Here is a 25,097-nt window from a genome sequence, read left to right on the forward strand (position 1 = left end):
ATTCCAGGTCCCGGCGGCGTCGGCCCGGCCGTCACGGCTTCGGCAGCTTGCGGTGCAACGGGTTCGCCGACACCGGGGTCGGCCGGCGACGTCGCCCCGGGACGCTCGACACCACCTGGGGTGAGTCCGCCGTCGACCTGGTCGCATCCTGCAGACGAACAGCTGCGGAATTGCCCGCGCCCAGTGCCGGGGCGCCGATCACCCGCCGTGCCTCATGTCCGCATTCCGGGCACGTCGACTCATCCGGGATCGACGACATCGAATGCTGCTCGGTGAAGTCATCGCAGGACTCCGAGCATCGGTAGACGTAGGTCGGCATCGGTTCACCATAAGCGGTCGACGCCGGCGTGACGCGTCGTAGACGCTGCCGATATCAGCTTGCGTCACTAGACTCGTCCCCGAGTCGATCCGTCGCCGGAAGATGAGGGAGTCGCTGTGCCGGAGCTGTTGTTCCCATTGGATTCGTCGAAGAGCTTCACCGATCAACAGATCGTCGGCCACAACCGCTGGCATCCCGACATCCCGCCGGCCGTCACCGTGAAACCCGGCGACACCTTCCGCGCGCATTGCCGTGAGTGGTTCGACGGCGCCATCCACAACGACGACTCGGCCGACGACATCCTCAACGCCCCACTGAACAACGTGCACACCCTGTCCGGGCCGTTCGCGATCGAAGGTGCCGAGCCGGGTGATCTGCTGATCGTCGACATCCTCGACGTCGGGCCGATCCCTCAAGAGGATTCGGGCCCGCTGGCCGGTCAGGGCTGGGGCTACACGGGCATCTTCGCCACTCGCAACGGCGGCGGATTCCTCACCGAACAATTCCCGGACGCCTACAAGGCGATCTGGGACTTCAGCGGCCAGAGCACGACGTCGAGGCATGTCCCGCATGTGAAGTACACCGGCATCGTGCATCCCGGCCTGATGGGCACGGCTCCGTCGCCCGAGCTGCTGGGGACGTGGAACGCGCGTGAGGCGACCCTGATCGCCACCGATCCCGACCGGGTACCGCCGCTCGCGCTGCCGCCCGAGCCGGACGGTGCTGTCCTCGGCTCCCTGTCCGGCGCCGAATTCGACCGCGTCGCAGGTGAAGCCGCGCGGACCGCACCGCCCAGGGAGAACGGCGGGAATCAGGACATCAAGAACCTCACCAAGGGCACCCGCGTGTTCTATCCGGTGTTCGTTCCCGGTGCCAATCTGTCGTTCGGCGACCTGCACTTCTCCCAGGGCGACGGTGAGATCACCTTCTGCGGGGCCATCGAGATGGGTGGCTTCATGGATCTCCACGTCGATCTGATCAAGGGTGGCATGGCGACCTACGGTGTCACCGAGAACGCCATCTTCCTACCCGGCAACACCGACCCGCAGTACTCCGAGTGGATCGCTTTCTCCGGTACCTCGGTGACGCTCGACGGCGAGCAACGCTACTTGGATTCGGATCTCTCCTACCAGCGCGCTTGCCTACACGCGATCGACTACCTCACCAAGTTCGGCTACAGCCCGGAGCAGGCTTACCTCCTCCTCGGGTCGGCGCCCATCGAAGGCCGCCTCTCCGGAGTGGTCGACATCCCCAATTCGTGTGCGACGGTCTACATCCCGACTGCGATCTTCGACTTCCCCATCGCGCCGTCGAAAGAGGGGCCGGTACAGATCGATCCGGGGGTGGGTGCGCCGACGGCGAGTTTCGGATAGGAGTCAACCTCGAGCGCGTGGCTCCTGTGGCTCCTGTTCACTGGTGTCCACTGCAGTCCACTGCAGTCCACTGGTGTGGCTGAAAGTTGTTGCGGTAAATGACTATTGACTCTTGCCTCGAACATATATTCGAGTAGAGTGGAGTCATGGGAGCAGCGGGGGATCTCACCACCATCACCGACATCTTGGGCGAATTGCGCGTTGACGCAGAGCTCAGTGGTCGCGACGTATGCGACGCAATGAAGTCGATCATCAGGGCACGCAACCAGATCGACCATCGTGCAGCCGTCCTCGCCGGCGCGCTCGATCGCCTGGGAGTCGCCAAAGATCACGGACGGACCACTCGAGAGTTGTTGATCGTCATGGGATTCGCGCCGTCGGCGGCGCAGCGACTGCTGCGCATCGCGGCCGGGGTGACACAGCTCCCGACCCTGGACGCGCACGCTGCCGACGGTGCCGTCTCCGGTGAGCACACAGATGCGATCGTGCGTGGCATGAATCACATCGCGATCCGATCGCCGGAACCGATCGATGAGGCGATGCGTCATAAACATGTGACAGATCTTCTCGGACAGTTCTTCTCCGGCGCCACACCCGCCGAGATCATGGATCGCGCACGGACACTCGGCAACCAGATCGCCGCTTCGACAGAGGGCGGCCTCCCTGCGGCCGAAGATCGGGCGCTCAACACGCTCGATCACGGCAAAGACGATGACGGCCGACTCCAGGTGCGGGCCGACCTCGACGTCGAGGTCGGCGAGAAGTTCCGTGCGGCCATCGACGAGCTGGCAGCACCCCGGCCAGAACCCGACGGCTCACCGGATGCGCGGTCCACCCAGCGTCGTCAGGCCGACGCCCTGGAGACGCTCCTCGACATCGCCGCCCGCAGTGGCGACACCGCGTCCGCGCCGCGCACCCAGGTGCTGCTGACAGTACCGGCCGACGCTCCGACGTTGTCGTCGTTGGCGCTCATGGGATCGGTCACCGAGGCCACGATGCGCACGCTTGCATGTGACACGTCGGTCACCACCGTCATCGTCGACGGCGAACGGGTGCCACTCGACATCAGCCGCGAGAAGCGATTCTTCCCGGCGCACCTACGCAAGGCCCTCTACGTTCGCGACCAGTGCTGCATCAAGTGCGGCGCACCTGCCGACCGCACCCACGCCCACCACATCCGTCACTGGGCAGACGGCGGGGACACATGTCTCGTGAACGGCTGCCTCCTCTGTCCGTCGTGTCATGCGGATGTGCATCACAACGGTTGGGAGGTGTTCATCGGTGCCGACCAGCATCCGTGGCTCATCCCACCGCGGGCCGTCGACCCGAGACGCAGACCCCTGCGTGCCTACAACAGACGCACGCTGACCACCGACGACCTCGCACTGGCCGGCTGACGCTGAACCGTCCCATCGCTCAACCGTCCCAGCGCAATTGATTCCTCGCACCCGGCAAGCAGCGGTTCACCCGGCCGGGACCGCATCAGTCCTTTGACAACTCCATAGTGTGAATCAACAGGGTGCCTGCGCTGTTGATCGGGTGGCCGCCCTGACACGGCGGCCACCCGATCAGCCCGCCACCTGCACAGGGGCCTTCTTGAGCTCGCGCAGTGCTGTCCGCAAGCCCCGACGCCGGCCGGTCGCCGGATCGACTCCGAAGTGGTTCTGTACACCCTCGCGCACGGCGAACCGCAACTCCGAGGCTGTCTCGGGTGCATCGTCGGACGTCGCCTTCAACAACGCGTTGGGCAGAGCGAGCTTGGCGATCGTCCGGAACGACTGGAAGTATTGGTGCACAATGGAACCCGTCGTATACGGCAGGTCGTACTTGTCGCACAGTTCACGTACCCGAACACCGATCTCCTCGTACCGATTGCTCGGCAGATCGGGGAACAGATGGTGTTCGATCTGATGACTCAGGTTGCCGCTCATGAAACGCATCAGCGGTCCGGCGCGAAAGTTGGCCGATCCCAGCATCTGTCGAAGGTACCAGCGCGGCTGATCTTCGTTCTCGTACTCCTCGACGGTGAACTTCTCGGCACCGTCCGGGAAGTGGCCGCAGAAGATCACCATGTACGACCAATAGTTGCGAATGATGTTGGCGGTGAAGTTGGCGGTGATGTTCGACTTCCAATTGGGACCGGCCAAGGCTGGGAAGATCAGGTAGTCCTTGGCCGCCTGCTTGCCGACCTTGCGGCCGATGATCCGCAGATCCTTGAACGCCTGCCGGTAGGACTTCTCCTTCTTGCGGAGCTTCTCGGTCTCCAGATGGTGAAGCGCCACACCGTATTCGAAGAAGGTACCGAGGGTGAGGTTGTAGAACGGGTTCCCGACGTTCCACCACTCCCACGGCTGATCGCGCGTCACGCGCAGAATCCCGTAACCCACGTCGTCATCCATCCCGACGATGTTGGTGTACTTGTGATGGACGAAGTTGTGGGAGTGCTTCCACTGCACACTCGGGCACGTGGTGTCCCACTCCCACGAGGACGAGTGGACCTCCGGATCGTTCATCCAGTCCCACTGCCCGTGCATCACGTTGTGGCCGAGTTCCATGTTCTCCACGATCTTCGCGAGACCGAGGATGGCGGTGCCCAGGACCCACGCAGGCTTGCGGTTGCTGAACATCAGCACCACACGACCACTGGCCGCGAGACTGCGCTGGATGGTGATCGAGCGTCGGATGTAGCGGGCATCCGACTCGCCGCGTTCTTCCTCGATGTCGCGTCTGATCGCGTCGAGTTCCGCGCCCAGGGCCTCGACGTCGGCGTCGGTCAGATGTGCGTATTGATCAATGTCGGTGATCGCCATTGCTCCCCTTTACAGGTCGAGTGTGCATTCTCCAGACACGGTGCTGATACATGTCTGGATTCGATCTCCTTCACGATGCTCATCGCCACTGCGCAGGTCGCGCACGTAGCCCCCGGCCAACGGAACAACGCAGGTCTGACAGATGCCCATCCGGCACCCGAACGGCATCTGGATGCCCAGTCCTTCGCCGGCCTCCATGAGTGTTGTGGCACCGTCGATCTCAGTGGTCTTGCCGGTCTTGGTGAACGTGACCGTCCCGCCTTCACCACCCACGTCGGTCCGTGCGATGGCGAACCGCTCGATGTGGAGCTGGTCGCGCAGACCCTCGTCGGTGTAGCGCTCCTCGACGGTATCGAGCATCGCAACGGGCCCACAGGCCCAGCACGAACGGTCGCGCCAGTCCGGGACCTCGGCATCGAGCTGATCGAGTTCGAACTTACCGTGCTCGCGGGTGAGCTGCAGTTGCAGACTGTAGGACACCATGTCGGAATCCATCTCCTCGAGTTCCTCGAGGAAGATGACGTCGTCTCGGGTGGGCGCCGAGTGCACGTGCACGATGTCGGGCTGCTGCTCGCGTGAGCTCACGGACCGGAGCATCGACATGACCGGCGTGATACCGCTGCCCGCGGTGAGGAACAGGATGCTGTCGGGTAGCGGCTCGGGCAGATGGAAGTCGCCCTTGGGCGCCGCGAGCCGGATGATCGTCCCGGGACTGACGCCGTCGACGAGGTGCGTCGAGAGGAACCCGTCGGGATTCGCCTTCACCGTGATCGCGATCTTCCGATCGTCCGAACTACCGATCGAGGTCAGGGAATAGGACCGCCAATGCCAGCGCCCGCCGACCTGCAGCCCGATCCCCACGTACTGGCCGGGTTTGTACGACTCAGGAAAGCCCCATCCGGTGCGGATGGTGACCGTCGCGGAATCCTCGGTCTCACGCTCGACGTGGACGACCCGGCCGCGCAATTCACGTGCACTCCACAGCGGATTGATGAGGTGCAGATAGTCATCGGGCAACAATGGCGTGGTCGCGCGGGCGATGAGGCCCCGCACGATGTTGACCTCGGGTTTCTTCGCCTCGACGTCGGCCGCCGGGCGCTTGCTCCACTTCAAAAGGTCCATACAGGCTCCTCCCACCTCCTGGTGTACGACTGTACACAGATCAGGGAGCTCCGTCGGAGTGTTCACGGCACATCGGTGGCCCTCAGGTTTCGTCCAGGTCGCTCCCAGACTCAGCCTCTAGCGTTGCTGACATGGCCGCGACTGTCACTGGGCGCAACCCCTCCCTCTCACGCGCAGTGGTGGTCGCGGCCACACTCGTCCTCGCCGCCGCGGCCGTCTTCCTGGTCGCGGTCCGGACACCGACCGGGCAGCGCATCGACCAGTGGCTCCTCGACGCCGGGCGGCGCATCCCGAAAGCCGATGTACCCGCCATCGTCACGATCGACATCGTCTCCAATCCGCTCCTGTGGCTGGGGGTCGCCGCGGCCGTCGTGGTGCTGATCCAGCTCGGGCGGTTCCGCTCACGCGCCGAGGCACGGCACACGCTGATCACCACTGCGGCGTTGCTCGCGTTTCCGCCGGCCGCCATCCTGGTTGCGCGCATCCTGCGCGATCACGTCCTGACCCGTCCGCAACTCCACGATTGGATCACCGAGACGTCCAACTCGGCGCCGAGCGGTCACGCCGCCGCGGTCACCGCCGTCGCCGTGGTGCTGATCCGTGCCACTCCCCCGGTACTGCGCCCACTGATCGGCATCGTGCTCGGCGGCTGGGCCGCCGTGATCGGCGTCTCGCTCGTCGCGGCCGGGTGGCACCGTCCCAGCGACGTGGTGATCTCGGTGCTCCTCGTCGCGGCAGCCGGGATGCTGCTCCCCGACCCGTGGCGCGAACCGCGCCGACGTCGTGTCGGGTCGACCTCAGCGAACCGGCCAGACCACCCGTTCGAGCGATCGACCGTCGAGGAGTCGACCGATGTTGTCGGCTATGTCATGGACGCGCCCGACGAAGGTGTCGCGGGTGACACCCGACGTATGGGGCGTCATCAGCACATTGGGCAGCTGGTGAAAGGGCATGCCTGAAGGTTCGGCGTGATCGCCGACTGACGGATATCGATACCAGACGTCGATCGCGGCACCCGCGATGGTGCCGGCGTCCAGCGCTTCGTACAGATCCCGCTCCACCACCAGCGGGCCACGCCCGACGTTGATCACGAGACCGTCGGGGCCGAGCTGGGCGAGTTCCGCCGCGCCGATCATTCCCGTCGTCCGGTCGTTCAGAGGCGCCGACACGACCACCACGTCTGATTCCTTCAGCAGCCGTCCCAGTTCGGAGGTGTCGGCGTGCCAGTCGAGACCCGCAGTGTCACCGACCCGGCCCGACCCGGTGACGGCACATCCACGGGCACCCATCGCGCCCAACAGATCCGCGGTGCGCCTACCGATGTGACCGAAGCCCACATAGCCGACCATCGCGCCTCGCATGGTCGGGGGTTGTGACACGCCGTCCTGATACACCGACGTCGCCCAGGTACCCGATCGCAGAGCCCGGTCCTGTGCGATCAGGCCGCGGCGCAGCATCACGGCGGCCGCCATGATGTACTCCGCGATCGAATCCTCGTGGTGAAACGTGTTGGCCACCTGCGTGATGGCCGGAAGGTCGTCGAACGACACCTTGTCGGTGCCTGCGCCGCAGGTGTGCACCAGCCGCAACCCCACCCCCGCTCGCGCCATCGCAGGGGTGACCCGACCGCCGATGTAGACGTCGGCATCGGCGAGATCCACGACGAGAGCCGCCTCGTCGAAGGTCGGATGCCACGACAACTCCACGCTCGACGGCAGCAGGGACACCAGTAGCTCTCGGTGGGGCAGGAGATTCCGCTCCCCTACCACCACCTTCAGCGATCCCGGCACCGCATCACCTCCGCACGAGCGCAGGACGTTTGCTGTCGAACGACCAGTCCGGGACCAGGTACTGCATGCCGACCGCGTCGTCGCGCGCACCGAGTCCCTCGGAGCGGTACAGCTGATGGGCGGCCTCCACCTGATCCATGTCGAGGTCGACGCCGAGACCCGGGCGGTCCGGCACCGTCAGATACCCGTCGACGATCTCGTAGGGCTCGGTGGTGAGCCGCTGTCCGTCCTGCCAGATCCAGTGCGTGTCGATCGCGGTGATGTCACCGGGCGCGGCGGCCGCGACATGGGTGAACATCGCCAGCGACACGTCGAAGTGGTTGTTGGAGTGCGATCCCCATGTGAGACCCCAGGCATCGCAGAGCTGCGCAACACGCACCGAGCCGGCCATGGTCCAGAAGTGCGGGTCGGCGAGCGGGATGTCGACGGCGTTGGTCCGGATCGTGTGGCCGAGTTCGCGCCAGTCGGTGGCGATCATGTTGGTGGCGGTCGGCAGCCCGGTGGCCCGCTTGAACTCGGCCATGATCTCGCGACCTGAGTATCGCCCCTCGGGACCGACGGGGTCCTCGGCGTATGCGACCACGTCGCGCAATCGCCGGCCGATGCGGATCGCCTCTTCGAGGAGCCATCCGCCGTTCGGATCGAGCGTGACCCGCGCAGTCGGAAAGCGTTCGGCGAGCGCGGTCACCACGTCGGCTTCCTCGTCCGGGGCGAGTACGCCACCCTTGAGCTTGAAGTCGGCGAATCCGTAGCGCTTCTGAGCCGCCTCTGCCAGCGCGACCACACCGTGGGCATCGAGCGCCTCCTGGTGACGGAGGCGGAACCAATCGTCGGACTCGTCGGTGCCGTCCGCGTAGTCGAGATCGGTCTTGGTGCGATCGCCGACGAAGAAGAGATAGCCGAGCGCTGCCACTCGATCACGCTGCTTGCCCTCGCCGAGCAGGGCGGCCACCGAGACCTGCAGATGCTGTCCTAGCAGGTCGAGAAGCGCCGCCTCCACCGCGGTCACCGCGTGGATGGTGACGCGCTGATCGAAGGTCTGGTCACCGCGACCGCCCTTGTCACGATCGGCGAAGGTGCGTCGGATGTCCTGCAGCACCGCGTGATGGTCGCCGATCCGGCGGCCCTCGACGAGCGGTCTGCTGTCGTCGAGGGTGATCCGGATGGGCTCACCGCCGGGTACCTCGCCGACTCCGGTGTTGCCCTCGGAATCGGTGAGGATGACCAGGTTTCGGGTGAAATACGGGGCGTGGGCACCGGAGAGGTTGAGCAGCATGCTGTCGCGGCCGGCGACCGGGACAACCCGCATCTCGGTGACCACCGGGGTCGTAGTCGTCATTCTTGGTCCTTTCAGAGAAGTTGCTGCGCGATGAGCAGCACCGCGCCGAGCGTCGACACGACGATCGAGACGATGCGCAGCCGGTTCTTGTCGAGGTGGCGATTCACGTAGCGGGAGGCCACGTAGCCGAGGATCACCGCGGGGATGAGTGCCACGAACACACCGGCGATGTCGCGGTGCAGATTGCCGGTCGCGGCCAGCGCGCCCATCGACATGATGCTCCCGACCAGGAAGAAGGCACTCAGATTGCTTCGCACCGTGGCATTTTCGGCGCCGGAGAGCACCAGCGCCATCGGCGGACCGCCGATCGAGGTCGCCGTACCGAGCAGACCGGATGCGGCACCCGCGGTGGCGAGGTTGCGTCGCATCGGAGCGGGCTGCCATCCGAGCGAGGCCAGCACCACGCCGCCGAGCACCACCGCCGCGAGCAGCAACGCCAGCCCTCGTTCGGGCAGCCACACCAGAAGCAGCGCTCCGGCGATGGTGCCGGGTACCCGGCCGACCAGCGCCCATCCGGTTCCCCGCAGGTCGAGCCCCTCCCGCTCCCGGACCACCACCATCAGAGTGACCACCGTGGCGGACATGATGAGGGTGCCCGGCAGCAGCGCAGGGTCCACCAGCGCGACAACCGGCGCGGCCAGCATGCCCATGCCGAAACCGATCGACGCCTGCATGCACGAGGCCATGCAGACGGCGACGGCGATGACGGCAAACGCCACGACGCTCACGCCACGGCGGGCATACCGAGCGCGACGCGTCCTCGCGGGTGGTAGCACTCGGCGATATGCCCCGGCTCGCTCTGGTCGGTGACCGTCGGCGGGACATCGGTCGCGCAGATGTCGGTGGCGTGTGCACAGCGGGTGCGGAACCTGCACCCCGACGGCGGGTTCAGCGGTGACGGCACCTCGCCGCTGAGCAGGATGCGCTCGCGGCGGGTGGCGGGATCGAGCGTCGGCGCCGCCGACATCAGCGCCTCGGTGTACGGATGGGCCGGATTGTCGAAAACTGCTTCGGTACCACCGGTTTCGACGATCCTTCCCAGGTACATCACCGCGACACGATCGGCGACGTGACGGACCACCGACAGGTCGTGCGAGATGAAGATGTAGGAGATGTCGAGTTCCTGCTGGAGTTCGTTGAGGAGATTCAACACCTGCGCCTGCACCGACAGGTCCAGCGCCGAGACCGGCTCGTCGCAGATGATCACCTCGGGATTCAGCGCGAGCGCGCGCGCGATACCGAGACGCTGACGCTGACCTCCCGAGAACTCCTGTGGACTGCGGTGCTCGTCGCTCGGGCGCAGGCCGACGAGGTGCAGCAACTCCCGGACCCGGGCGGCCCGGTCCCGCTTACGCGGGTACAGCTCCTTGTGGGTGCGCCACGGCTCCGAGATGATCTCGGCGGCGGTCATCCGATTGTTCAGCGAGGCATACGGATCCTGGAAGACCATCTGCACCTTGCGCCGCAGGGCGAGCAGGTCCTTGCCCTTCAGGCGGTACGGATCGGTGCCGTCCCAGCGCACGGTGCCGGTGTTGGGACGCTCGAGCATCATCAGGGTGCGTGCGAGAGTCGATTTGCCACAGCCGGATTCACCGACCAGACCGAGGGTCTCACCCCGACGCAGATCGAGGTCGATGCCGTCGAGGGCCCGGAGTTCCTTACGGCCGGACTTGCCCGACACCGAGAACGTCTTGCCGACGTCGCGGACCTCGAGCACCTGGGCTTCGTGGGTGTCGGGAAGTGCTGTGTCAGACGGTTTTCTCTCAGACATTGCTGGTCTCCTCGGAGAAGTGGCAGGCCGCAGCCCGGTTGTCACCGACGTCGATGAGGGCGGGCCGCTGCTGGACGCACAGGCTGCGGGCGATCGGGCAGCGCGCCTGGTAGACGCAGCCGGACGGGATCGAGTGCAAATCGGGTGGGGTGCCGCCGATGGATTTGAGGTCGGCACCACGTTCGGCGCTGACCGGCACCGAGTCCAGAAGCCCCTTGGTGTAGGGGTGTTTCGGATTTCCGAACACCTCGGCGACCGGGCCGGTCTCGACGACGTTGCCTGCGTACATGATCGCCACGCGGTCGGCCTGCTCGGCGACCAGCGCCAGGTCGTGGGTGATGAGGACGACGGCCATGTCGTGTTCTTCGCGCAGCCGTTGTAGCAGCGCCATGATCTGCGCCTGCACGGTCACGTCGAGAGCGGTGGTCGGCTCGTCGGCCAGCAGGACCTTGGGGCTCAACGCGACGGCCATGGCGATGAGCAGTCGCTGCCGCATACCGCCCGAGAACTGATGAGGGTAGGAGTCGATCCGGGACTCCGGTTCGGGGATGCCGACGTGCCGCATCAGTTCGATGGCCTCGCGCCGGGCCTTCTTCCGCGACATCTTGCGGTGGATGCGGAAGGGCTCGGCGAGTTGGGTGCCCACCGGGTACACGGGATTGAGCGCGGTGAGCGCGTCCTGGAAGACGATGGCGAGTTCGGTACCGGCCATCTGACGCCGCACCGACTCCTTGGCGGTCACGAGGTCGACGTCGTCGATGGTGATCGAGCCGTCGGCGACCTCGGCGATCGGATCGAGCAGGCCGACGAGGGCCTGCGCGGTCATCGACTTGCCGCATCCGGATTCACCGAGCAACGCGAGGGTCTCGCCGCGGCGGGCACGGAACGCTACGTGATCGACGGCCCGCACGGTCCCGGTGGGGGTCCGCAGGTCGACGGTCAGGTCCGCCACGTCGAGTGCGACACGATCATCGGTGCCGGCTCCGGACCGGTCCAGGGTGGGGGCACTCATCGCACTGCCTTTCGTGAGGAGAAGACACGCTTACGGGCCTTGGGGGTGGTCAAGCGCCACCGCTGGCCGGGATCGGTGGCGATCCGGGCCCAGGCCGCGAGCAGGGTGGCCGACACTGTGGTGATCACGATCGCCAGGCCGGGGAAGAACGAGAGCCACCAGGCGGTCTGCAGGTAGGTGCGCCCTTGCGAGACCATCAGACCCCAGCTGATCTCCGGCGGCTGGATGCCGATCCCGAGGAAGCTCAGCGACGACTCAGCCAGCATGACGTAGCAGAAGTCGAGAGTCGCGACCGTGAGCAGCGTGGGGAGCAGGATCGGCAGCACATGCCCACGCAGGATCTGACCGCTGCCGGCGCCGAAGGTACGGGCGGCGTCGACGAAGACGCGGCTCTGCAGTTCCGCCGATTCGGCGCGGGCCGTTCGCAGGTAGATCGGGATACGGGTGATCGCGAGCACCGCGACGATGTTCGCCGCGCTCGGCGAGAACACGAACAGGACCACGACGGCCAGCAGCAGCGACGGGAAGCTCATGATGACGTCGGCGACGCGCATCGCGGTGGTCTCGCGCCAGCCACGGTGGTAGCCGGCCCACATACCGACCGCGGAGCCGATGACACAGGAGATCAGCACGGCGGGCAGCGACACCATCAAGGTCGTCTGGCAGGCGACGATGAGGCGGGCGAGCATGCTGCGTCCGAGCGGATCGGTGCCGAGGATGTTCATCCAGCCGGTGTCCAGGTTGAACGGCGCCAGGTTGGACTCGTCGAGATTCTGGTCGGTGGCGGCGTCCCCGACCAGCCAGGGACCGAAGATGGCGACGAGCAACACGAAGGTGAGGATGACGGCGGCGACGGTGGCGAACTTGTCGCGCAGCAGCAGCCGCCACATGGGCAGTCCACCGGCCGGGACCTTCTTGGTGGCGACGGAGTCGCCCATGGGATCGGTCGAGGCGACGGGACTGGTCGTGTCGAGTGGATCGGTGACGATGGACATGTGGGCTCCTTGAGTTCCTTGCGCCTCTAGACCGTGGCCTTGTCGCGAACCCGCGGATCGAGGAGGGCGAGCCCCGCGTCGATCACGATGTTCAGGATGAAGATGCTGACGGCGGTCAGCAGCACGGCCGCCTGCAGGACTGCGAAGTCGCGCTGGAGAATCGAATCGATCATCAGCTTGCCGATGCCGGGCCATCCGAAGATCGCCTCCACCACCACCGCGCCGTTGATCAGGCCGACGGCCAGGTCGCCGGCGACGGTGAGGGCCGGGGCGGCGGCGTTGCGCAGCGCGTGATGGCTCACCACTCGCAGATCGCCTGCGCCTTTGCTGCGGGCCACCTTCACATAAGGCGCGGACAGCGCCGACACCATGGCGCCGCGGACCACCTGCGTGAGCACACCGAGTGGCCGGATCATCAGGGTGGCGATCGGTAGCACCCAGGAGAGGACACCGCCGGTGCCCGATGTCGGCAGCCAGCCCATGACCACCGCGAAGATCCAGATGCCGGTGATGGCGAACCAGAAGTCGGGGACGCTGGCGGCGGTCATCGAGAGCAGGCTGGAGAAGCGGTCGGCGAGTGAGTTGGGCCGGTAGGCGGCCCAACACCCGATGATCACCGAGGCGAGGATCGACAGCAGCAGGGTCACGAACGCCAGCTGCAGGGTGGCGGGAAAGGCCTTGAGCGCCATGCCCGCAGCTTCCTGCCCGGTCTTGAGGGACTCACCGAAGTCGAGGTGGATGACGCCCGAGAAGTAGTCGAACATCTGCTGCCAGATCGGCTTGTCCAGACCGTTCGCGGCCGCGAACTCGGCGCGCTGATCGGGGGTGGCCGAGACCGGCAGGTAGAGATTGGTGGGATCGCCGGTGAGTCGGGCCATGAAGAACACGCCGAACAGGACGATGATCAGCGGGATCAGGCTGGTGACCATCCGGCGCCGGAGGAAGGTGAACATCGGTCGTCTCGATTTCAGTCGTTACGGGTCTGGGCGTGGGTCATCTCGGCGAGTCGCATCTCATCACCGGTGGCCGAGTTGGGCTGATAGTCGACCTTGGGCGACTTCGCGAGGACGGCCTCCATGTGTGCGATGTACGCGTACTGCCGGACCTCGGTCGGCTCCTCGGCGAGGACCTTGGCAAGCGCGTCCTGTCGGGCGTCGCCGGTCATGGCCTCGGCAGCCAGGATCTCCTTGTCGTAGGCCTCGGTTCCGTAGGTGCTCTGGTAGCCGTCGGACAGCATGTACTGATCGAGCGTGAACTGGGTGTCACCGGCCTGGTTGCCGTGCATGATCATCAGCATCACCGGCCCGGAACCGGGGACGAACGGTCGGGTCTGGTACTGCATCTGCCCCGAGGTGTCCATCATCTCGATCTTGACGTCGAGGCCGATCTTGCTGAGCGAGAACTGGATTGCCTCGATCGTCTCGTTGATCTTGGGGAACTGCCCGGTACGTCCGATGAGTCGGATGGTCCGGTCGACGGGGACACCGTCGGCGCGCGCCTCGTCGATGAGCTTCTTGGCGCGGTCAAGGTCGTACGGGGTCGGCGTCAGCTGGTCGTTGTAGCCGACGATGCCCTTGCCGACCAGTTCGGCGGCCGGCTTCCCGAGACCCTGGAACAGGGCCCGGACGATGCCGTCACGGTTGACGGAGAGGTCGATGGCCTCCCGGACCCGGATGTCGTCCAGCGGCGCATCGGTCGCCTGCATCCGCAGCGCGGTGGTCTCGTTGTTGACATACGCGGTGCCGAGGTCGCCTGCACCGTCTTCGGGGCCCAGCGAGGTGGCGAGGTCGGCCTCGTCGTTGGTGACCATGGCCGCACGCACGCTGCCCTCGGCCCGCCACTGGTAGATGGCGCGGTTGTACTGGGGTGCCTGGCCGTGGAAGTTCGGGTTGGCCTTGAGCCCGATCCGCTGTCCGGAGTCCCAGAAGTCGACCATGTAGGGCCCGGTACCGATCGGTTGGCGCACCTTGGCGTCGGGGTCGGTGGTGCGCGGGACCATCTCGATGAACGAGAGCCGCAGCGGAAGAATCGGGTCGGGCTTCTCGGTCCGGACCTCGACGGTGTTGGGGTCGACGACGTTCACCTCGGTCTTGCTGTCGTCGAAGACGTAGCCGTTCACGTCGCAGCCGATCGCTCCGTTGAAGGTGCGCTTGATCGAGAATGCCGCGTCCTGCGCGTCGAAGGTGGCACCGTTGCTGAACTTGACACCAGACACCGTGGTGAAGCGCCAGACGTTCGGTTCCACCTGCTTCCACGAGCTGGCCAGCTTCGGCTGCAGATCACCGCTGCTGGGATCCCGCTCGATCAGCGGCTCGGTGATGTTGGAGCGGACCACCACGCCGGTAGCCGTCAGCGACGCATCGCAGGGTTCCAGCGTCGGGGGCTCCTGCGGCAGGACGATGCGCAGCGTGTCGGGGCTGGCGGACTCGCCTTGGGTCGTGTTGGCGACGCTGCAACCGCTGACGGCCAGTATCGCCGCCGCCGACACGGCCAACGTGCCGGCAAAGCGGCGACGTCGCGGGGATCGCATGGCTGCGATCTGCATGGGGACCTCCGATGAACAGAACTGCAAAGTGACTCGCGGGGGGCTGGTCCGCGGTTGTGACGGTAGACACACGCTAAGAGCGCCCGATCGGCGGCGTCAACAGCACAAAAGGGCCGTCAACTGCGATTTTGGCGAGTTTTCGCCCCCCTCTCGACGTCGACGTCATGCTGCCGTCGACCGCCGAAACCACCCCTGACCTGTCGGTTCTCGGCCGCCCCGGTGCGTCCGTCGAATCGTCGGCTGCACGTTCATACAGTTTGGGTATCGATCCATGTTATTTGCGTGTTGGACAGGTATTCAGCGGCCCACATACCGTGGACTCATCCATTGGAGGACATCTGTGTCCCGGACGGTCGAGGAGGACCGATGAGCAGCAGCCTCGCCAACCCTTCGGAATCACATGATGTGGTTGTCGGACAAGACCTTCCGGAGTCCGCGGGCAGGGTGCTGCGGGTCGGTCCGCTCAAGCCGTCGCTCGAGGAGACCCTGGCCGGCGACTTCCGCGCCGAGCGCCTGCCCGACGGAGACGCTCGCGCGTCCTTCCTCGCCGAGCACGGCGACGAGGTGACCGCCGTGGTCACCTCGGGCCGGACCGGCGTCGACGCCGACCTGATGGCCGCGCTGCCGAATCTCGGCTCGATCGTGCACTTCGGCGTCGGGTACGACACCACCGACGTGGACCGCGCAGCCGAACTGGGCATCGGCGTCAGCAACACCCCCGACGTGCTCACCGACTGTGTGGCCGACACCGCTCTCGGCCTCGTCCTCGACACCATGCGCGGATTCACCGCGGCCGACCGGTTCGTGCGCGCGGGCCGTTGGCCCGTCGAGGGCAATGTCCCGTTGACGCGCAAGGTATCCGGCGCAAAGGTGGGCATCCTGGGCCTCGGGCGGATCGGCACCGCGATCGCCGACCGGTTGACCGCGTTCCGGTGCACCATCGCCTACCACAACCGTCGCGTCGTCGACGGTTCCCCGTTCCGGTACGCAGCCTCACCCGCGGAGTTGGCCGCATCCGTCGACGTACTCATCGTCGCGGCTGCAGGCGGCGCAGGCACCCGGCATCTGGTCGATCGCGAGGTCCTGGAGGCCTTGGGCGCCAACGGCTTCCTGATCAATGTCGCACGCGGAAGCGTCGTCGACGAGGACGCGTTGGTCGAGCTGCTGCAGCAGGGACGACTGGCAGGCGCAGGACTCGACGTATTCGCCCACGAGCCCGAGGTCCCCGCCGCGCTGCTGGAACTCGACAACGTCGTCCTGCTCCCCCACCTCGCCAGCGGCACCATCGAGACGCGCGCGGCGATGGAGGAACTGACTCTGCAGAACCTCGACACATATCTCCGAACCGGCGACCTCGTCACCCCCGTGGTTGTGCCGGACCCGACCCTCCGCGGAAAGGAAACGCGATGAGCGTGGTCCTGAGTTATCTGCCGACCCCAGAAGGACGGGGCGCCCTCCCGTTCGGCTTCGCCGAAGCCCGGATGCGGGGAGTGGAGGTGCTGGTGGTCGCCGACGGCGACAGTGCATCGCAACCCGAGTTCCTGGTGGACGTCGAGAACGCACGGTCGACCGCCGAGGCCGACGACGTCTCCTACCGTGTCGCGAAGAACGATCCGGGTCTGTCGCACGCCGATCAGCTCATCGACGCCTCCTACGACGACGCGGTCGAGCTGTTGGTGATCGGCCAGAGGCGTCGCTCACCGGTCGGCAAGCTGCTGACCGGCAGTGTGGTGCAGCGCGTGCTGCTCGACGCCCAGTGCCCCGTCGTGGCGGTCAAACCCCCGGTCCGCGCCGCCGTCTAGTTCTCGCCTGTCAGATCCACTCCCGCTCGGGGAGAACGTCTTTCATGAGTCTCGCCAACGCCGGGTTGGGGTTGTCGGCCCGCCAGGCGACATTCATCTGCACCGGGCGATCGCGGATCGCCGTCACCTCTTTGAAGACGACGCCGTCCGGGTGCATCGTCATCGCCGATTCCGGGACCAGTGAGATCCCGAGGCCGGAATGCACCAGGACCAGCATCGTGTGCACCTGGGTCACGTACTGGACATAGCGAGGCGAGGCCCCGACGGCGGTGAAGGTGCTGATGAGCAGCTCGTTGAAATAGCGCGCATCCGTCGGTGAGTACATGATCACCGCCTGGCCGTCGAAGTCCTCGATCGCCAGGTGCTCGACCGCGGCCAGTTCATGGTCGGCCGGCAGTGCGGCCACGAGGCGTTCATGGTGCAGCGGCCGGGTGTTGATACCGGGTCGCGAGATGGGCGGTCGGACGATCCCGAGATCGAGGTCGCCGCCCGCGAGCGCCTCGACCTGGGCCGCGGTGACCATCTCGCGGAGCACCAACCGGACATCGGGCAACTTCTCGCGCGCGTTCTGCATCAAGCGGGGCAGCACCGCGCGAGCCGAGGCACCGGTGAACCCGATGTTGACGGTGCCCAGGTCGCCTGCCGGAACCCGGCGGACCGTCAGAGCGGCCCCTTCGGCCAGCGCGACGATCCGCCGTGCGTCGGGCAGGAACGCGGTCCCGGCCGCGGTGAGCGACACCGCCCGGCTGCTGCGCTCGATCAGCTGCACCCCGAGCTCGTGCTCGAGCTGCTGGATCTGACGACTCAGCGGCGGCTGCGTCATGTGGAGGCGCTCGGCGGCCCGGCCGAAGTGGAGTTCCTCGGCGACGGCGATGAAGCACGAGAGGCGCGACAAGGAGAACATCGATCCACTTTAGGCATCATCAGGCGCCGATGTGCGGCCTTCGGTGGATCGCGTGCACCCGACCTCCACCGCCGGTCGGCCCGCCCCGCACCCGTGACCGCCGAAGAACCACGCAAAACTCCCACACCCACGCTATGCATTGCGTGTGTGTGGGAGATCTGCGTGTGTTGCGGGGCCCGGCCCGCCTCAGCTCACCAGCGAGGGCAGGTGTTCTCGAAACTCGGATCGATCGACTGCATGTAGCCGGTGTCGTCGCGGTCGCGGATGCCGCAGTCGAGGTACTGCTGATGAAGACGCTCGAGCGCTGCCTCGTCGATCTCGACGCCGAGCCCTGGCCCGGTGGGCACCGGGACCGCCCCGTCCACAAAGCTCAGTGCGCCGGGCTCGACGACGTCCTCGGTCTTCCACGGCCAGTGCGTGTCGCATGCGTAGGTCAGGTTGGGTGTCGCAGCAGCGAGGTGCACCATGGCGGCCAGACTGATCCCCAGGTGCGAGTTCGAATGCATCGACAACCCCATCCCGAAGGTGTCGCAGATACCCGCGAGCTGCCGGGACCGCTGCAATCCACCCCAGTAGTGGTGATCGGACAGCACCACCGACACCGAGTTCTTCAGCACGGCCGGCTTGAGGTGATCGAAGGCCACCACGCACATGTTGGTGGCCAGCGGCATCTTGGCCTCCGCGGCCACCTCGGCCATACCGTCGAGCCCGGGTGTCGGGTCCTCGAGGTATTCGACGATGCCGTCGAGCTCCGCGGCCACGCGCACCGACGTGTCCACCGTCCAGGCGGCGTTCGGGTCGAGCCGCAGCGGAATGCCCGGGAACTCGGCGTGCAGGGCCTTGATGGCGGCGATCTCCTCGTCGGGCGCGAACACGCCTCCCTTGAGTTTGATCGCGGTGAAGCCGTACTCGTCGATCATCCGGTGTGCCTGGCGGATCAGGCCGGCGGGATCGATGGCCTCACCCCACGAGTCCTCCGCGGCACCGGGATGGCCGGCCCACTTGTAGAAGAGGTAGGCGCTGAACGGAACCCGGTCACGGACGGCGCCGCCGAGCAGGTCGCTGACCGGGCGGCGCAGCGCCTTGCCCTGCAGGTCGAGACAGGCCACCTCGAACGGCGAGAACACCCGATCGGTGGTGCTCGCCGTGGTGATCATGCCCGCGACACCATCGCCACCCGCCACGGACAGCTGGGAGACACGGTCATCGATGACCGCGCGAATCCGGTTGAGCGCGAATACATCGAGGCCGATGATGGAGTCGGCCGCCGCTTCCATCCGGGTGATGTGAGCGGTGTCGGCATAGGTCTCCCCGAGCCCGCGCAGACCGTCGTCGGTCTCGATCTGGATGATCGCCCGCAACGCGTACGGCTGGTGCACGCCGACCGTGTTGAGCAACGGCGGGTCCACGAAGGCCACCGGCGTGACGGTGACCCGGGTGATGGTCGACGATGTCATCAAGCCGTCGCGTTCGCCGCGAGCGAGCCGGCCAGCACCGCACGTCCGGCAGCGGTGATCCGTTCCAGCTCCACCTGATGCTCGGGGGTGAGCGGCACCAGCGGTGCCCGCACCGGCCCGGCATCGAGCCCTTCCATCGTGACGCCGTGCTTGACCAGTGACACCGCGTAGCCCGGCACCTTGTTCCGCAGGCGGACCAGCGGGTGGAAGAACTCGCGGAGCAGGGCCTCGGTCAGCTCGGTGTTGTCGTTCTCCAGTGAGTTGTAGAAGGCCAGCGCGAGCTCCGGGGCGAAGGCAAAGGTCGCCGACGAGTACAACGTGACGCCGATGGCCCGGTAGGCCTGCTGGGTGATCTCCGCGGTCGGGAGTCCATTGAAGAAGAGGAACTCCTTACCCGAGTCGGCCAAGGCATCCTTCACCGCGATGACGATGCGGGCGACGTTGTCGAGATCGCCTGTCCCATCCTTGAATCCGATCACGGTCGGCAGCTTCGCGACCTCGACGGCCGATGTCTCGTCGAACACCGCATTGCCGCGGTTGTAGACGATCAAAGGAAGATCGGTGGTCTTCGCGATCGTGCGTGCGTATTCCACCAGACCTGCGGCGGGCATCGTCACCAGGTAGGGCGGAAGCAGCAGGATGCCATTGGCACCATGCGCTTTGGCGCTGGCGGCGAACTCGCGGGCCTGGACGAGAGAGCCACCCGCCCCGGCGAAGACGGGCACCCGACCGGCGACGGTGTCGACGGCGCACTGGACGATCTTCCCGAACTCCTCGAGCCCGAGCGCGTGGAACTCGCCGGTACCGCAGGCGACAAAGACCCCACCCGGCCCGGCCGCGACGCCGCGGTCGATGTGCTCGGCGAGTAGCCGGTAGTCGACCTCTCCGTTGCTGTCGAAGGGGGTGACGGGGAAGAACAAGACGCCGTTGAGCATTGGGACTCCTTGAGGAAGGTACGGGCGGGAGCGGCTGGTCAGTCGCGGGTGAGTTCGCCGTCGATGCGGCGCCAGAGCTGTTCGGGGTTGCCGTCGGCGATCGACGACGGCAGAAGCGACGACGGGACGTCCTGGTAGGCGACGGGCCGCAGGAAGCGCTCGATGGCGAGCGATCCGACCGAGGTGGTGCGACTGTCGGACGTCGCCGGGTACGGCCCGCCGTGCACCATCGCATGCCCGACCTCGACGCCCGTCGGCCATCCGTTGAAGAGGATTCGGCCGGCCTTCAGCTCGAGCAGTTGCAAGAGGGCACCTGCGTCGTCGTGGTCGATGTCGTCGGCGTGCACGGTGGCGGTCAACTGCCCCTCGAGCTTTGCCGTGACATCGCGGACCTGTTGCTCGTCACGGCATTTCACGACGAGGCTCGACGCGCCGAAGATCTCCTGCTGCAGGGTCTCCGAGGCGAGGAAGGTGTCGGCGTCGGTGCTGAAGAGCGCCGCGCGGCAGGCATTGGGTGCGGAGGTCTCCGTACCTCGCGCCACCTCCGTTGCGACGCCATCGAATTCGCCGACGCCCCGGGCGTAGGTGCTGGCGATGTTCGGGGTGAGCATCGGCGTCGGGGTGGACTCACCGACGGCCTCGGCCGCGGCATCGATGAACGCGTCGAGATCGGGACCGTCGACAGCGATCACCAGGCCCGGGTTGGTGCAGAACTGACCGGAACCCATGGTCAGCGATCCGACGAACGCGCGGCCGAGGTCGGCGCCCCGGTTGCGGAGCGCCCCGGGAAGCGGGTAGACGGGATTGATCGAGCTCATCTCGGCGTAGACCGGGATCGGTTCGGTCCGCGAGGCGGCAGCGCGCACGAGTGCCGTTCCGCCGGAACGAGAACCGGTGAAGCCGACCGCCTTGACGTCGGGGTCGGTGACCAGTGCGATGCCGAGATCTCGGCCGGTGCCGTACAGCAGCGAGAAGGTGCCGGCGGGCATGCCGGTGGTGACGATCGCCTCGGTGATGGCGCGTCCCACGAGTTCCGACGTCCCGGGATGCGCGTCGTGGGCCTTGACGATCACCGGGCATCCGGCCGCGAGCGCGGATGCGGTATCGCCGCCGGCGACCGAGAATGCGAGGGGGAAGTTGCTGGCGCCGAACACCGCGACCGGCCCGAGCGCGATCTTGCGCTGGCGGATGTCGGCGCGGGGCATCGGTGTGCGGTCGGGCTGCGCGGGATCGATCCGCGCGCCGTGCCAGCTGCCCTCGCGAAGGACGCTAGCGAACATCCGGAGCTGTCCACTGGTGCGGCCGACTTCACCGGTGATGCGGGCGACGGGCAGCCCTGATTCTGCAGTTGCCCGCTCGACCAGCGCATCCTTGGCGGCATCGAGGTTGTCGGCGATGGTCGTCAGGAAGTTCGCACGATCAACCGAGGACGTGTTGCGATAGATCGCGAACGCCTCGACGGCGGCCGCGCTCGCCCGGGCGACGTCGTCGGCGGTGCCATGCGCATAGGCCGGCTGGATCCGCTCGTCGGTGGCCGGGTTGATGGCGTGCACCGCGCTGCCGGTGCCGGTGACGTGCTCACCGGCGATGATCATCTGTCCGGTGAGGTTCTGCGCGGTCGGCGACTCGGTCCGCTCTGCAGTGGTCGTTGCATCCATGCTCCGACCGTAAGACCGTGCATCTATACATGTCCAAGTCAAATCTCCACACTATCGATGCGCATCAGGTATCAACCCAGCTAGGGCCCCCATGGGGCGGTTACATGCTGTGCAAGGTCGTCACCATCACGAACACTGCGGGATAACAACCGCAGAAAGCCCAGGTGAATCGATTGAGACCCATCAGGAAGGCGCACATGACATGGAACGCGGCCCCGCTGATCAGAATGCCGAGAGCAACCGGCGGCGGGGCGAACAGAATCGCGAGAAATCCGAGTTCCCAGACAATCACGGTCCATCCGAGGAATCTGTCCAGTCCGGGATGGGCGCGCAGGATCCCGTTCATGAGCGGGAGTCCGTAGCATTCCGTCGACAGAATCCCGGACATCGCTCCCCCTCGCCGCCAAGTCGATGAGAATGCCTTCGCCGCACCTGCGGCGAGATAGGCGAGGACGATCTGGGCGCCGATGAAGACATCTCCCATCACACGCGCCGTCTCCCCGCCACCGGCGACCATCACGATGGCGAATGTCACCAGCGCGATGAACGTCAGTTGCTCGGCGCCGCTGCCACCGATCTGGCGGCGCATTCGGATGTACCCGGCAGTGACGAGACAGACCAGCGCGGCCGCGATTCCCGGTACGGTTCCGGTACCGACGGCAATCACCACGGTTGCGGCACCCAGTTGCAGGATGGCCGCCGTTCCCACGGCCCCCGCTCCGCCGAGAGTGGCACCGACGCGTTGATGCCACGCGACGGCGGCAGTGAGCAACTGGAGGTGGGACCTGGAGAAGATCCCATGCTGCCCGAATGCTTCTCTGAGGTAGACGATCTGGAATGACTCGATCACCAAACCGACAAAGATGAGCCTCGAGATGAGCAATTCAGGATGGGTGAACACGATCAGATCTCCGCAGTCGTGGCTCGGCGTCGGCGTCGTGCTCTTCGCCCAGGAACGACACAGCGCTGTGCCTGTTCGCGCCATCCCACGATGTGGTGACCAGCGCGAACTGGACCCGGACCGTTTCGGGGTTCTCGATTTGTTGAACCACCGCGCTCAGCAGCACAACATACGACGCACTTATCAGGGTCGTTCTCGAGGCCGTCTCCTCGTCCCCGGACGGCAGGTTGTTTGCGAGGTCGCTGACGGCTTTGTTCAGGACGAGTTCCGGGTTCCACAACCATCGGCGATGGGGTGGCGCGAAACCGAAATGGAGTTCCTGCCACGGCAGCCAACCTCCGTGCGCGCCATCGACGTATTCGTGCCAGATCAGACGCGAGTCAGATCGGGCAGGGTTGGGCGCGAAGAATGTCCACCCTGGCAGGAGTCCGATCGGGATACGATGCCGAATCCCGCGGGTCCACCTGCCTGAATCGATCTGATGTATCGCACTCACGACCCACCACGCGCCGAGAACGACCGCGCACACCGTGACGACGAAGTAGCTCATGGCCTAGTGGCGGCCGGTGACCACTTGCGCCCGGGCCTCCACCAAATCGGCAAGTGTCGTCCGGGCGCTGAGCTGCCCGGCGAGTTCCTTTATCTGCGTGATGATCTCACGATCCCGTTCGGTCAGCTCGATGAACGGATGGTGTGCGTCGGCGACTGCCTCCGCCATCATCTCGTGTGGGTTGCTCGACGACTCTGTCGGTCCGCCCAGGGTATGACCGGCTTTTTGCAGAGCAGTGATCGACAGGTCGATCGCGGCAAGTTCGATGGCGGAGAGTTCAGAAGTTTGCTTCTTGGTGGACATGGTGGAGCCTTTCTGGAGACCCGGCGGGCGCCGGTGCCATTCCAGCGTCCGCCCGGACCCAGCTGTGCACATGCGTAGTCGACTACGTGAATTCGGCAGACCCATGCTCGGGGGCCGCCCCGCCAGAGGCGACGAGGTCGTCAGCGGCGCCCGATCTCGAACACCACCCGCCCGACGGTGGTCCCGTCACCGAGCCGAGCCACGCCGTCCGCGACGCCCTCGAAACCCAGTCGCTCGCTGATCAGCGGTCTGATGGCCCCGGCATCGGCGAGCCGCATGAGTTCTGCATGACACTCCCTCACCAACGGCAGATTCTTGTGCTTGTACAGACCCCAGTGCACACCGACGATCGAATAGTTCTTCAACAGGGCATGATTCAGCGAGGCCTGGGAGATGCGGCCACCGGCAAATCCGACAACCAGCAGGGTTCCTTCGAAAGCTATGCATTTGGTCGAGCGGTCGTAGGTGTCGCCGCCGACCGGGTCATAGATGATGTCGGCGCCACGGCCATCGGTTGCTTCCTTGACCACGGCGACGAAATCCTCAGCGTGGCGGTCGATCACGATGTCGGCACCGAGTTCCCGGCAGTACTTGGCCTTCTGCGGTCCGCCGACCACGCCGATCACGGTCGCCCCGGCCGCCTTCGCCAACTCGACCGCAGTACTCCCCACCCCGCCCGTCGCGGCATGTACGAGGACCACGTCACCGGCGCGCACGTCGGCACGCCGGTGCAGCGCGAACCAACTCGTCTGATAGCCGATCGTCAGTGACGACGCCTCGGCGTCGTCGAGTGACGCGGGTGCGGGAAAGGCTGCGAAGTCGTCCATGAGCGCGAATTCGGCGAAGGCGCCGTCGGGCATCGCCGAGTTGCCGACTACACGATCCCCGACCGCATGAGTGGTGACATCGGACGCAACCTCGACGACCTCCCCACACAGTTCGACACCTGGTGTGAACGGCAGGTCCGGCTTCACCTGGTAGATCCCGCGACACATCAGGACGTCGGGGAAGTTGGCCGGCGCGGCCAGCACCTTCACCAGGATCTGGCCCGTCCCTGGCGAAGGGATGGCCACGTCGTCGAGGTCGAGGGCGTCTCGCGGCTCTCCGAGTTCTGTCACACGCCAGGCTTTCATGCTGTCCTGACCTCCCGTTTTCTCAAAAGTTGATGCATTGCGTCGCAATCTATGCCTATAGTTACCACAGACCAGCGTGAATGACGTCACGAGTTCGCATTGACTGAGGCACGCGTCATATTAGGACGATCATGCGCATGTGGGAGGGCTATGTCGTGAGCCACGGTGTCCGATGATCTCAATGCCATCGAGCAGCTCGCAGCGCAGCCGGCCGAGGAGCGTTACCACTCGTCGCCCGGTGGGATGCGATCCGGTGCCCGGCCCCCTCGAAGAGCGGACGTTCCTCGGCTCCCTCGGGATGTCGACGCCGGGCACACCATTATGTCGGGCTTCAATCCGGCTCCGGTCGAGTCACTCTGATTGACCTGTCCTGATCTG

General features: G+C 66.0%; 23 protein-coding genes and 1 pseudogene. 5 read left to right on the top strand and 19 right to left on the bottom strand.

Going from position 1 to position 25,097, the window contains the following annotated elements; genetic code table 11:
* Positions 1–31: 31 nt before the first annotated feature.
* A complete protein-coding gene (locus OVA31_RS09725) occupies positions 32–319 on the bottom strand; it encodes an FmdB family zinc ribbon protein (RefSeq protein ID WP_267630865.1) in 288 nt (95 codons plus the stop codon).
* A gap of 116 nt (positions 320–435) precedes the next feature.
* Here OVA31_RS09725 and fmdA point away from each other — a divergent pair, with 116 nt between their 5' ends.
* The gene (gene fmdA / locus OVA31_RS09730; protein ID WP_267630867.1) at positions 436–1,692 is read left to right on the top strand and encodes a formamidase; all 1,257 of its coding nucleotides are present in this window, start codon (positions 436–438) and stop codon (positions 1,690–1,692) included.
* A gap of 146 nt (positions 1,693–1,838) precedes the next feature.
* A complete protein-coding gene (locus OVA31_RS09735; RefSeq protein WP_267630868.1) occupies positions 1,839–3,089 on the top strand; it encodes an HNH endonuclease in 1,251 nt (416 codons plus the stop codon).
* Positions 3,090–3,260: 171 nt separating this feature from the next.
* Here OVA31_RS09735 and OVA31_RS09740 read toward each other — a convergent pair whose 3' ends face one another.
* Together OVA31_RS09740 and OVA31_RS09745 are read right to left on the bottom strand one after the other, a co-directional pair.
* Entirely contained in the window at positions 3,261–4,502 is a 1,242-nt protein-coding gene (locus tag OVA31_RS09740; protein ID WP_267630870.1) for a fatty acid desaturase family protein, read from the bottom strand.
* A 9-nt stretch (positions 4,503–4,511) separates the two neighbouring features.
* The gene (locus OVA31_RS09745) at positions 4,512–5,624 is read right to left on the bottom strand and encodes a ferredoxin reductase (RefSeq protein ID WP_267630872.1); all 1,113 of its coding nucleotides are present in this window, start codon (positions 5,622–5,624) and stop codon (positions 4,512–4,514) included.
* 131 nt (positions 5,625–5,755) lie between these two features.
* Here OVA31_RS09745 and OVA31_RS09750 point away from each other — a divergent pair.
* A pseudogene (locus tag OVA31_RS09750) lies at positions 5,756–6,358 on the top strand (phosphatase PAP2 family protein); the annotation flags it as partial.
* Between the two features lie 63 nt (positions 6,359–6,421).
* Here OVA31_RS09750 and OVA31_RS09755 read toward each other — a convergent pair.
* Genes OVA31_RS09755 through OVA31_RS09790 form a run of 8 tightly spaced genes read right to left on the bottom strand, consistent with a single transcriptional unit; the run spans position 6,422 to position 15,076 of the window.
* Positions 6,422–7,402: a 2-hydroxyacid dehydrogenase gene (locus tag OVA31_RS09755; RefSeq protein WP_267631471.1), complete on the bottom strand. Its 981-nt coding sequence runs from the start codon at positions 7,400–7,402 to the stop codon at positions 6,422–6,424.
* Positions 7,403–7,418: 16 nt separating this feature from the next.
* Entirely contained in the window at positions 7,419–8,753 is a 1,335-nt protein-coding gene (locus OVA31_RS09760; RefSeq protein WP_267630873.1) for an enolase C-terminal domain-like protein, read from the bottom strand.
* Between the two features lie 11 nt (positions 8,754–8,764).
* The gene (locus OVA31_RS09765) at positions 8,765–9,481 is read right to left on the bottom strand and encodes a sulfite exporter TauE/SafE family protein (RefSeq protein WP_267630877.1); all 717 of its coding nucleotides are present in this window, start codon (positions 9,479–9,481) and stop codon (positions 8,765–8,767) included.
* Positions 9,478–10,524: an ABC transporter ATP-binding protein gene (locus OVA31_RS09770; protein ID WP_267630879.1), complete on the bottom strand. Its 1,047-nt coding sequence runs from the start codon at positions 10,522–10,524 to the stop codon at positions 9,478–9,480. Before OVA31_RS09770 ends, OVA31_RS09765 begins: the two co-directional genes overlap by 4 nt.
* Positions 10,517–11,536 carry an ABC transporter ATP-binding protein gene (locus OVA31_RS09775; RefSeq protein WP_267630880.1) on the bottom strand — a complete coding sequence of 340 codons (1,020 nt, stop codon included), beginning with the start codon at positions 11,534–11,536 and terminating at the stop codon, positions 10,517–10,519. The genes OVA31_RS09770 and OVA31_RS09775 overlap by 8 nt, the downstream gene beginning before the upstream one ends.
* Positions 11,533–12,531 carry an ABC transporter permease gene (locus OVA31_RS09780; RefSeq protein ID WP_420714167.1) on the bottom strand — a complete coding sequence of 333 codons (999 nt, stop codon included), beginning with the start codon at positions 12,529–12,531 and terminating at the stop codon, positions 11,533–11,535. Before OVA31_RS09780 ends, OVA31_RS09775 begins: the two co-directional genes overlap by 4 nt.
* 26 nt (positions 12,532–12,557) lie before the next feature.
* Entirely contained in the window at positions 12,558–13,484 is a 927-nt protein-coding gene (locus OVA31_RS09785) for an ABC transporter permease (protein ID WP_267630881.1), read from the bottom strand.
* A 14-nt stretch (positions 13,485–13,498) separates the two neighbouring features.
* Positions 13,499–15,076, bottom strand: a complete 1,578-nt coding sequence (locus OVA31_RS09790; protein WP_267630882.1) for an ABC transporter substrate-binding protein — start codon at positions 15,074–15,076, stop codon at positions 13,499–13,501.
* A gap of 366 nt (positions 15,077–15,442) precedes the next feature.
* On the opposite strand from OVA31_RS09790, the gene OVA31_RS09795 reads away from it, so the two are divergent.
* Together OVA31_RS09795 and OVA31_RS09800 are read left to right on the top strand one after the other, a co-directional pair.
* Entirely contained in the window at positions 15,443–16,486 is a 1,044-nt protein-coding gene (locus OVA31_RS09795; RefSeq protein WP_267630883.1) for a 2-hydroxyacid dehydrogenase, read from the top strand.
* Positions 16,483–16,878: a universal stress protein gene (locus tag OVA31_RS09800; RefSeq protein WP_267630885.1), complete on the top strand. Its 396-nt coding sequence runs from the start codon at positions 16,483–16,485 to the stop codon at positions 16,876–16,878. The genes OVA31_RS09795 and OVA31_RS09800 overlap by 4 nt, the downstream gene beginning before the upstream one ends.
* Positions 16,879–16,888: 10 nt before the next feature.
* Here the strand turns inward: OVA31_RS09800 and OVA31_RS09805 are convergent, their stop codons facing one another.
* The 8 genes from OVA31_RS09805 to OVA31_RS09840 all read right to left on the bottom strand — a co-directional run bounded on the left by OVA31_RS09805 (position 16,889) and on the right by OVA31_RS09840 (position 24,719).
* The gene (locus OVA31_RS09805; protein ID WP_267630886.1) at positions 16,889–17,782 is read right to left on the bottom strand and encodes a LysR substrate-binding domain-containing protein; all 894 of its coding nucleotides are present in this window, start codon (positions 17,780–17,782) and stop codon (positions 16,889–16,891) included.
* A gap of 191 nt (positions 17,783–17,973) precedes the next feature.
* Positions 17,974–19,239, bottom strand: coding sequence for a glucarate dehydratase family protein (locus OVA31_RS09810; protein WP_267630887.1), 1,266 nt, complete (start codon positions 19,237–19,239; stop codon positions 17,974–17,976).
* The gene (locus OVA31_RS09815; RefSeq protein ID WP_267630889.1) at positions 19,239–20,174 is read right to left on the bottom strand and encodes a 5-dehydro-4-deoxyglucarate dehydratase; all 936 of its coding nucleotides are present in this window, start codon (positions 20,172–20,174) and stop codon (positions 19,239–19,241) included. The genes OVA31_RS09810 and OVA31_RS09815 overlap by 1 nt, the downstream gene beginning before the upstream one ends.
* Before the next feature lie 38 nt (positions 20,175–20,212).
* Positions 20,213–21,832, bottom strand: a complete 1,620-nt coding sequence (locus OVA31_RS09820) for an aldehyde dehydrogenase (NADP(+)) (protein ID WP_267630890.1) — start codon at positions 21,830–21,832, stop codon at positions 20,213–20,215.
* 100 nt (positions 21,833–21,932) lie between these two features.
* A complete protein-coding gene (locus tag OVA31_RS09825) occupies positions 21,933–22,733 on the bottom strand; it encodes a hypothetical protein (RefSeq protein ID WP_267630892.1) in 801 nt (266 codons plus the stop codon).
* Positions 22,717–23,283, bottom strand: coding sequence for a hypothetical protein (locus tag OVA31_RS09830; RefSeq protein ID WP_267630893.1), 567 nt, complete (start codon positions 23,281–23,283; stop codon positions 22,717–22,719). Before OVA31_RS09830 ends, OVA31_RS09825 begins: the two co-directional genes overlap by 17 nt.
* A gap of 3 nt (positions 23,284–23,286) precedes the next feature.
* The gene (locus OVA31_RS09835; RefSeq protein WP_267630894.1) at positions 23,287–23,586 is read right to left on the bottom strand and encodes a hypothetical protein; all 300 of its coding nucleotides are present in this window, start codon (positions 23,584–23,586) and stop codon (positions 23,287–23,289) included.
* Positions 23,587–23,726: 140 nt separating this feature from the next.
* Positions 23,727–24,719 carry an NADPH:quinone oxidoreductase family protein gene (locus OVA31_RS09840; protein ID WP_267630895.1) on the bottom strand — a complete coding sequence of 331 codons (993 nt, stop codon included), beginning with the start codon at positions 24,717–24,719 and terminating at the stop codon, positions 23,727–23,729.
* Positions 24,720–25,097 lie beyond the last annotated feature (378 nt).

This window comes from Gordonia sp. SL306, from assembly GCF_026625785.1.
Taxonomy (GTDB): domain Bacteria; phylum Actinomycetota; class Actinomycetes; order Mycobacteriales; family Mycobacteriaceae; genus Gordonia.

What these genes read in the sequence shown, in the direction of transcription:
- OVA31_RS09795 (WP_267630883.1), top strand. Translation starts at nt 15,443, where the DNA reads ATGAGCAGCAGCCTCGCCAACCCTTCGGAATCACATGATGTGGTTGTC.
- OVA31_RS09810 (WP_267630887.1), bottom strand. Translation starts at nt 19,239, where the DNA reads ATGACATCGTCGACCATCACCCGGGTCACCGTCACGCCGGTGGCCTTC.
- OVA31_RS09735 (WP_267630868.1), top strand. Translation starts at nt 1,839, where the DNA reads ATGGGAGCAGCGGGGGATCTCACCACCATCACCGACATCTTGGGCGAA.
- OVA31_RS09815 (WP_267630889.1), bottom strand. Translation starts at nt 20,174, where the DNA reads ATGCTCAACGGCGTCTTGTTCTTCCCCGTCACCCCCTTCGACAGCAAC.
- OVA31_RS09835 (WP_267630894.1), bottom strand. Translation starts at nt 23,586, where the DNA reads ATGTCCACCAAGAAGCAAACTTCTGAACTCTCCGCCATCGAACTTGCC.
- OVA31_RS09775 (WP_267630880.1), bottom strand. Translation starts at nt 11,536, where the DNA reads ATGAGTGCCCCCACCCTGGACCGGTCCGGAGCCGGCACCGATGATCGT.
- OVA31_RS09780 (WP_420714167.1), bottom strand. Translation starts at nt 12,531, where the DNA reads ATGTCCATCGTCACCGATCCACTCGACACGACCAGTCCCGTCGCCTCG.
- OVA31_RS09760 (WP_267630873.1), bottom strand. Translation starts at nt 8,753, where the DNA reads ATGACGACTACGACCCCGGTGGTCACCGAGATGCGGGTTGTCCCGGTC.
- OVA31_RS09820 (WP_267630890.1), bottom strand. Translation starts at nt 21,832, where the DNA reads ATGGATGCAACGACCACTGCAGAGCGGACCGAGTCGCCGACCGCGCAG.
- OVA31_RS09805 (WP_267630886.1), bottom strand. Translation starts at nt 17,782, where the DNA reads ATGTTCTCCTTGTCGCGCCTCTCGTGCTTCATCGCCGTCGCCGAGGAA.
- OVA31_RS09840 (WP_267630895.1), bottom strand. Translation starts at nt 24,719, where the DNA reads ATGAAAGCCTGGCGTGTGACAGAACTCGGAGAGCCGCGAGACGCCCTC.
- OVA31_RS09790 (WP_267630882.1), bottom strand. Translation starts at nt 15,076, where the DNA reads ATGCAGATCGCAGCCATGCGATCCCCGCGACGTCGCCGCTTTGCCGGC.
- OVA31_RS09740 (WP_267630870.1), bottom strand. Translation starts at nt 4,502, where the DNA reads ATGGCGATCACCGACATTGATCAATACGCACATCTGACCGACGCCGAC.
- OVA31_RS09770 (WP_267630879.1), bottom strand. Translation starts at nt 10,524, where the DNA reads ATGTCTGAGAGAAAACCGTCTGACACAGCACTTCCCGACACCCACGAA.
- OVA31_RS09725 (WP_267630865.1), bottom strand. Translation starts at nt 319, where the DNA reads ATGCCGACCTACGTCTACCGATGCTCGGAGTCCTGCGATGACTTCACC.
- OVA31_RS09785 (WP_267630881.1), bottom strand. Translation starts at nt 13,484, where the DNA reads ATGTTCACCTTCCTCCGGCGCCGGATGGTCACCAGCCTGATCCCGCTG.
- OVA31_RS09745 (WP_267630872.1), bottom strand. Translation starts at nt 5,624, where the DNA reads ATGGACCTTTTGAAGTGGAGCAAGCGCCCGGCGGCCGACGTCGAGGCG.
- OVA31_RS09830 (WP_267630893.1), bottom strand. Translation starts at nt 23,283, where the DNA reads ATGAGCTACTTCGTCGTCACGGTGTGCGCGGTCGTTCTCGGCGCGTGG.
- OVA31_RS09800 (WP_267630885.1), top strand. Translation starts at nt 16,483, where the DNA reads ATGAGCGTGGTCCTGAGTTATCTGCCGACCCCAGAAGGACGGGGCGCC.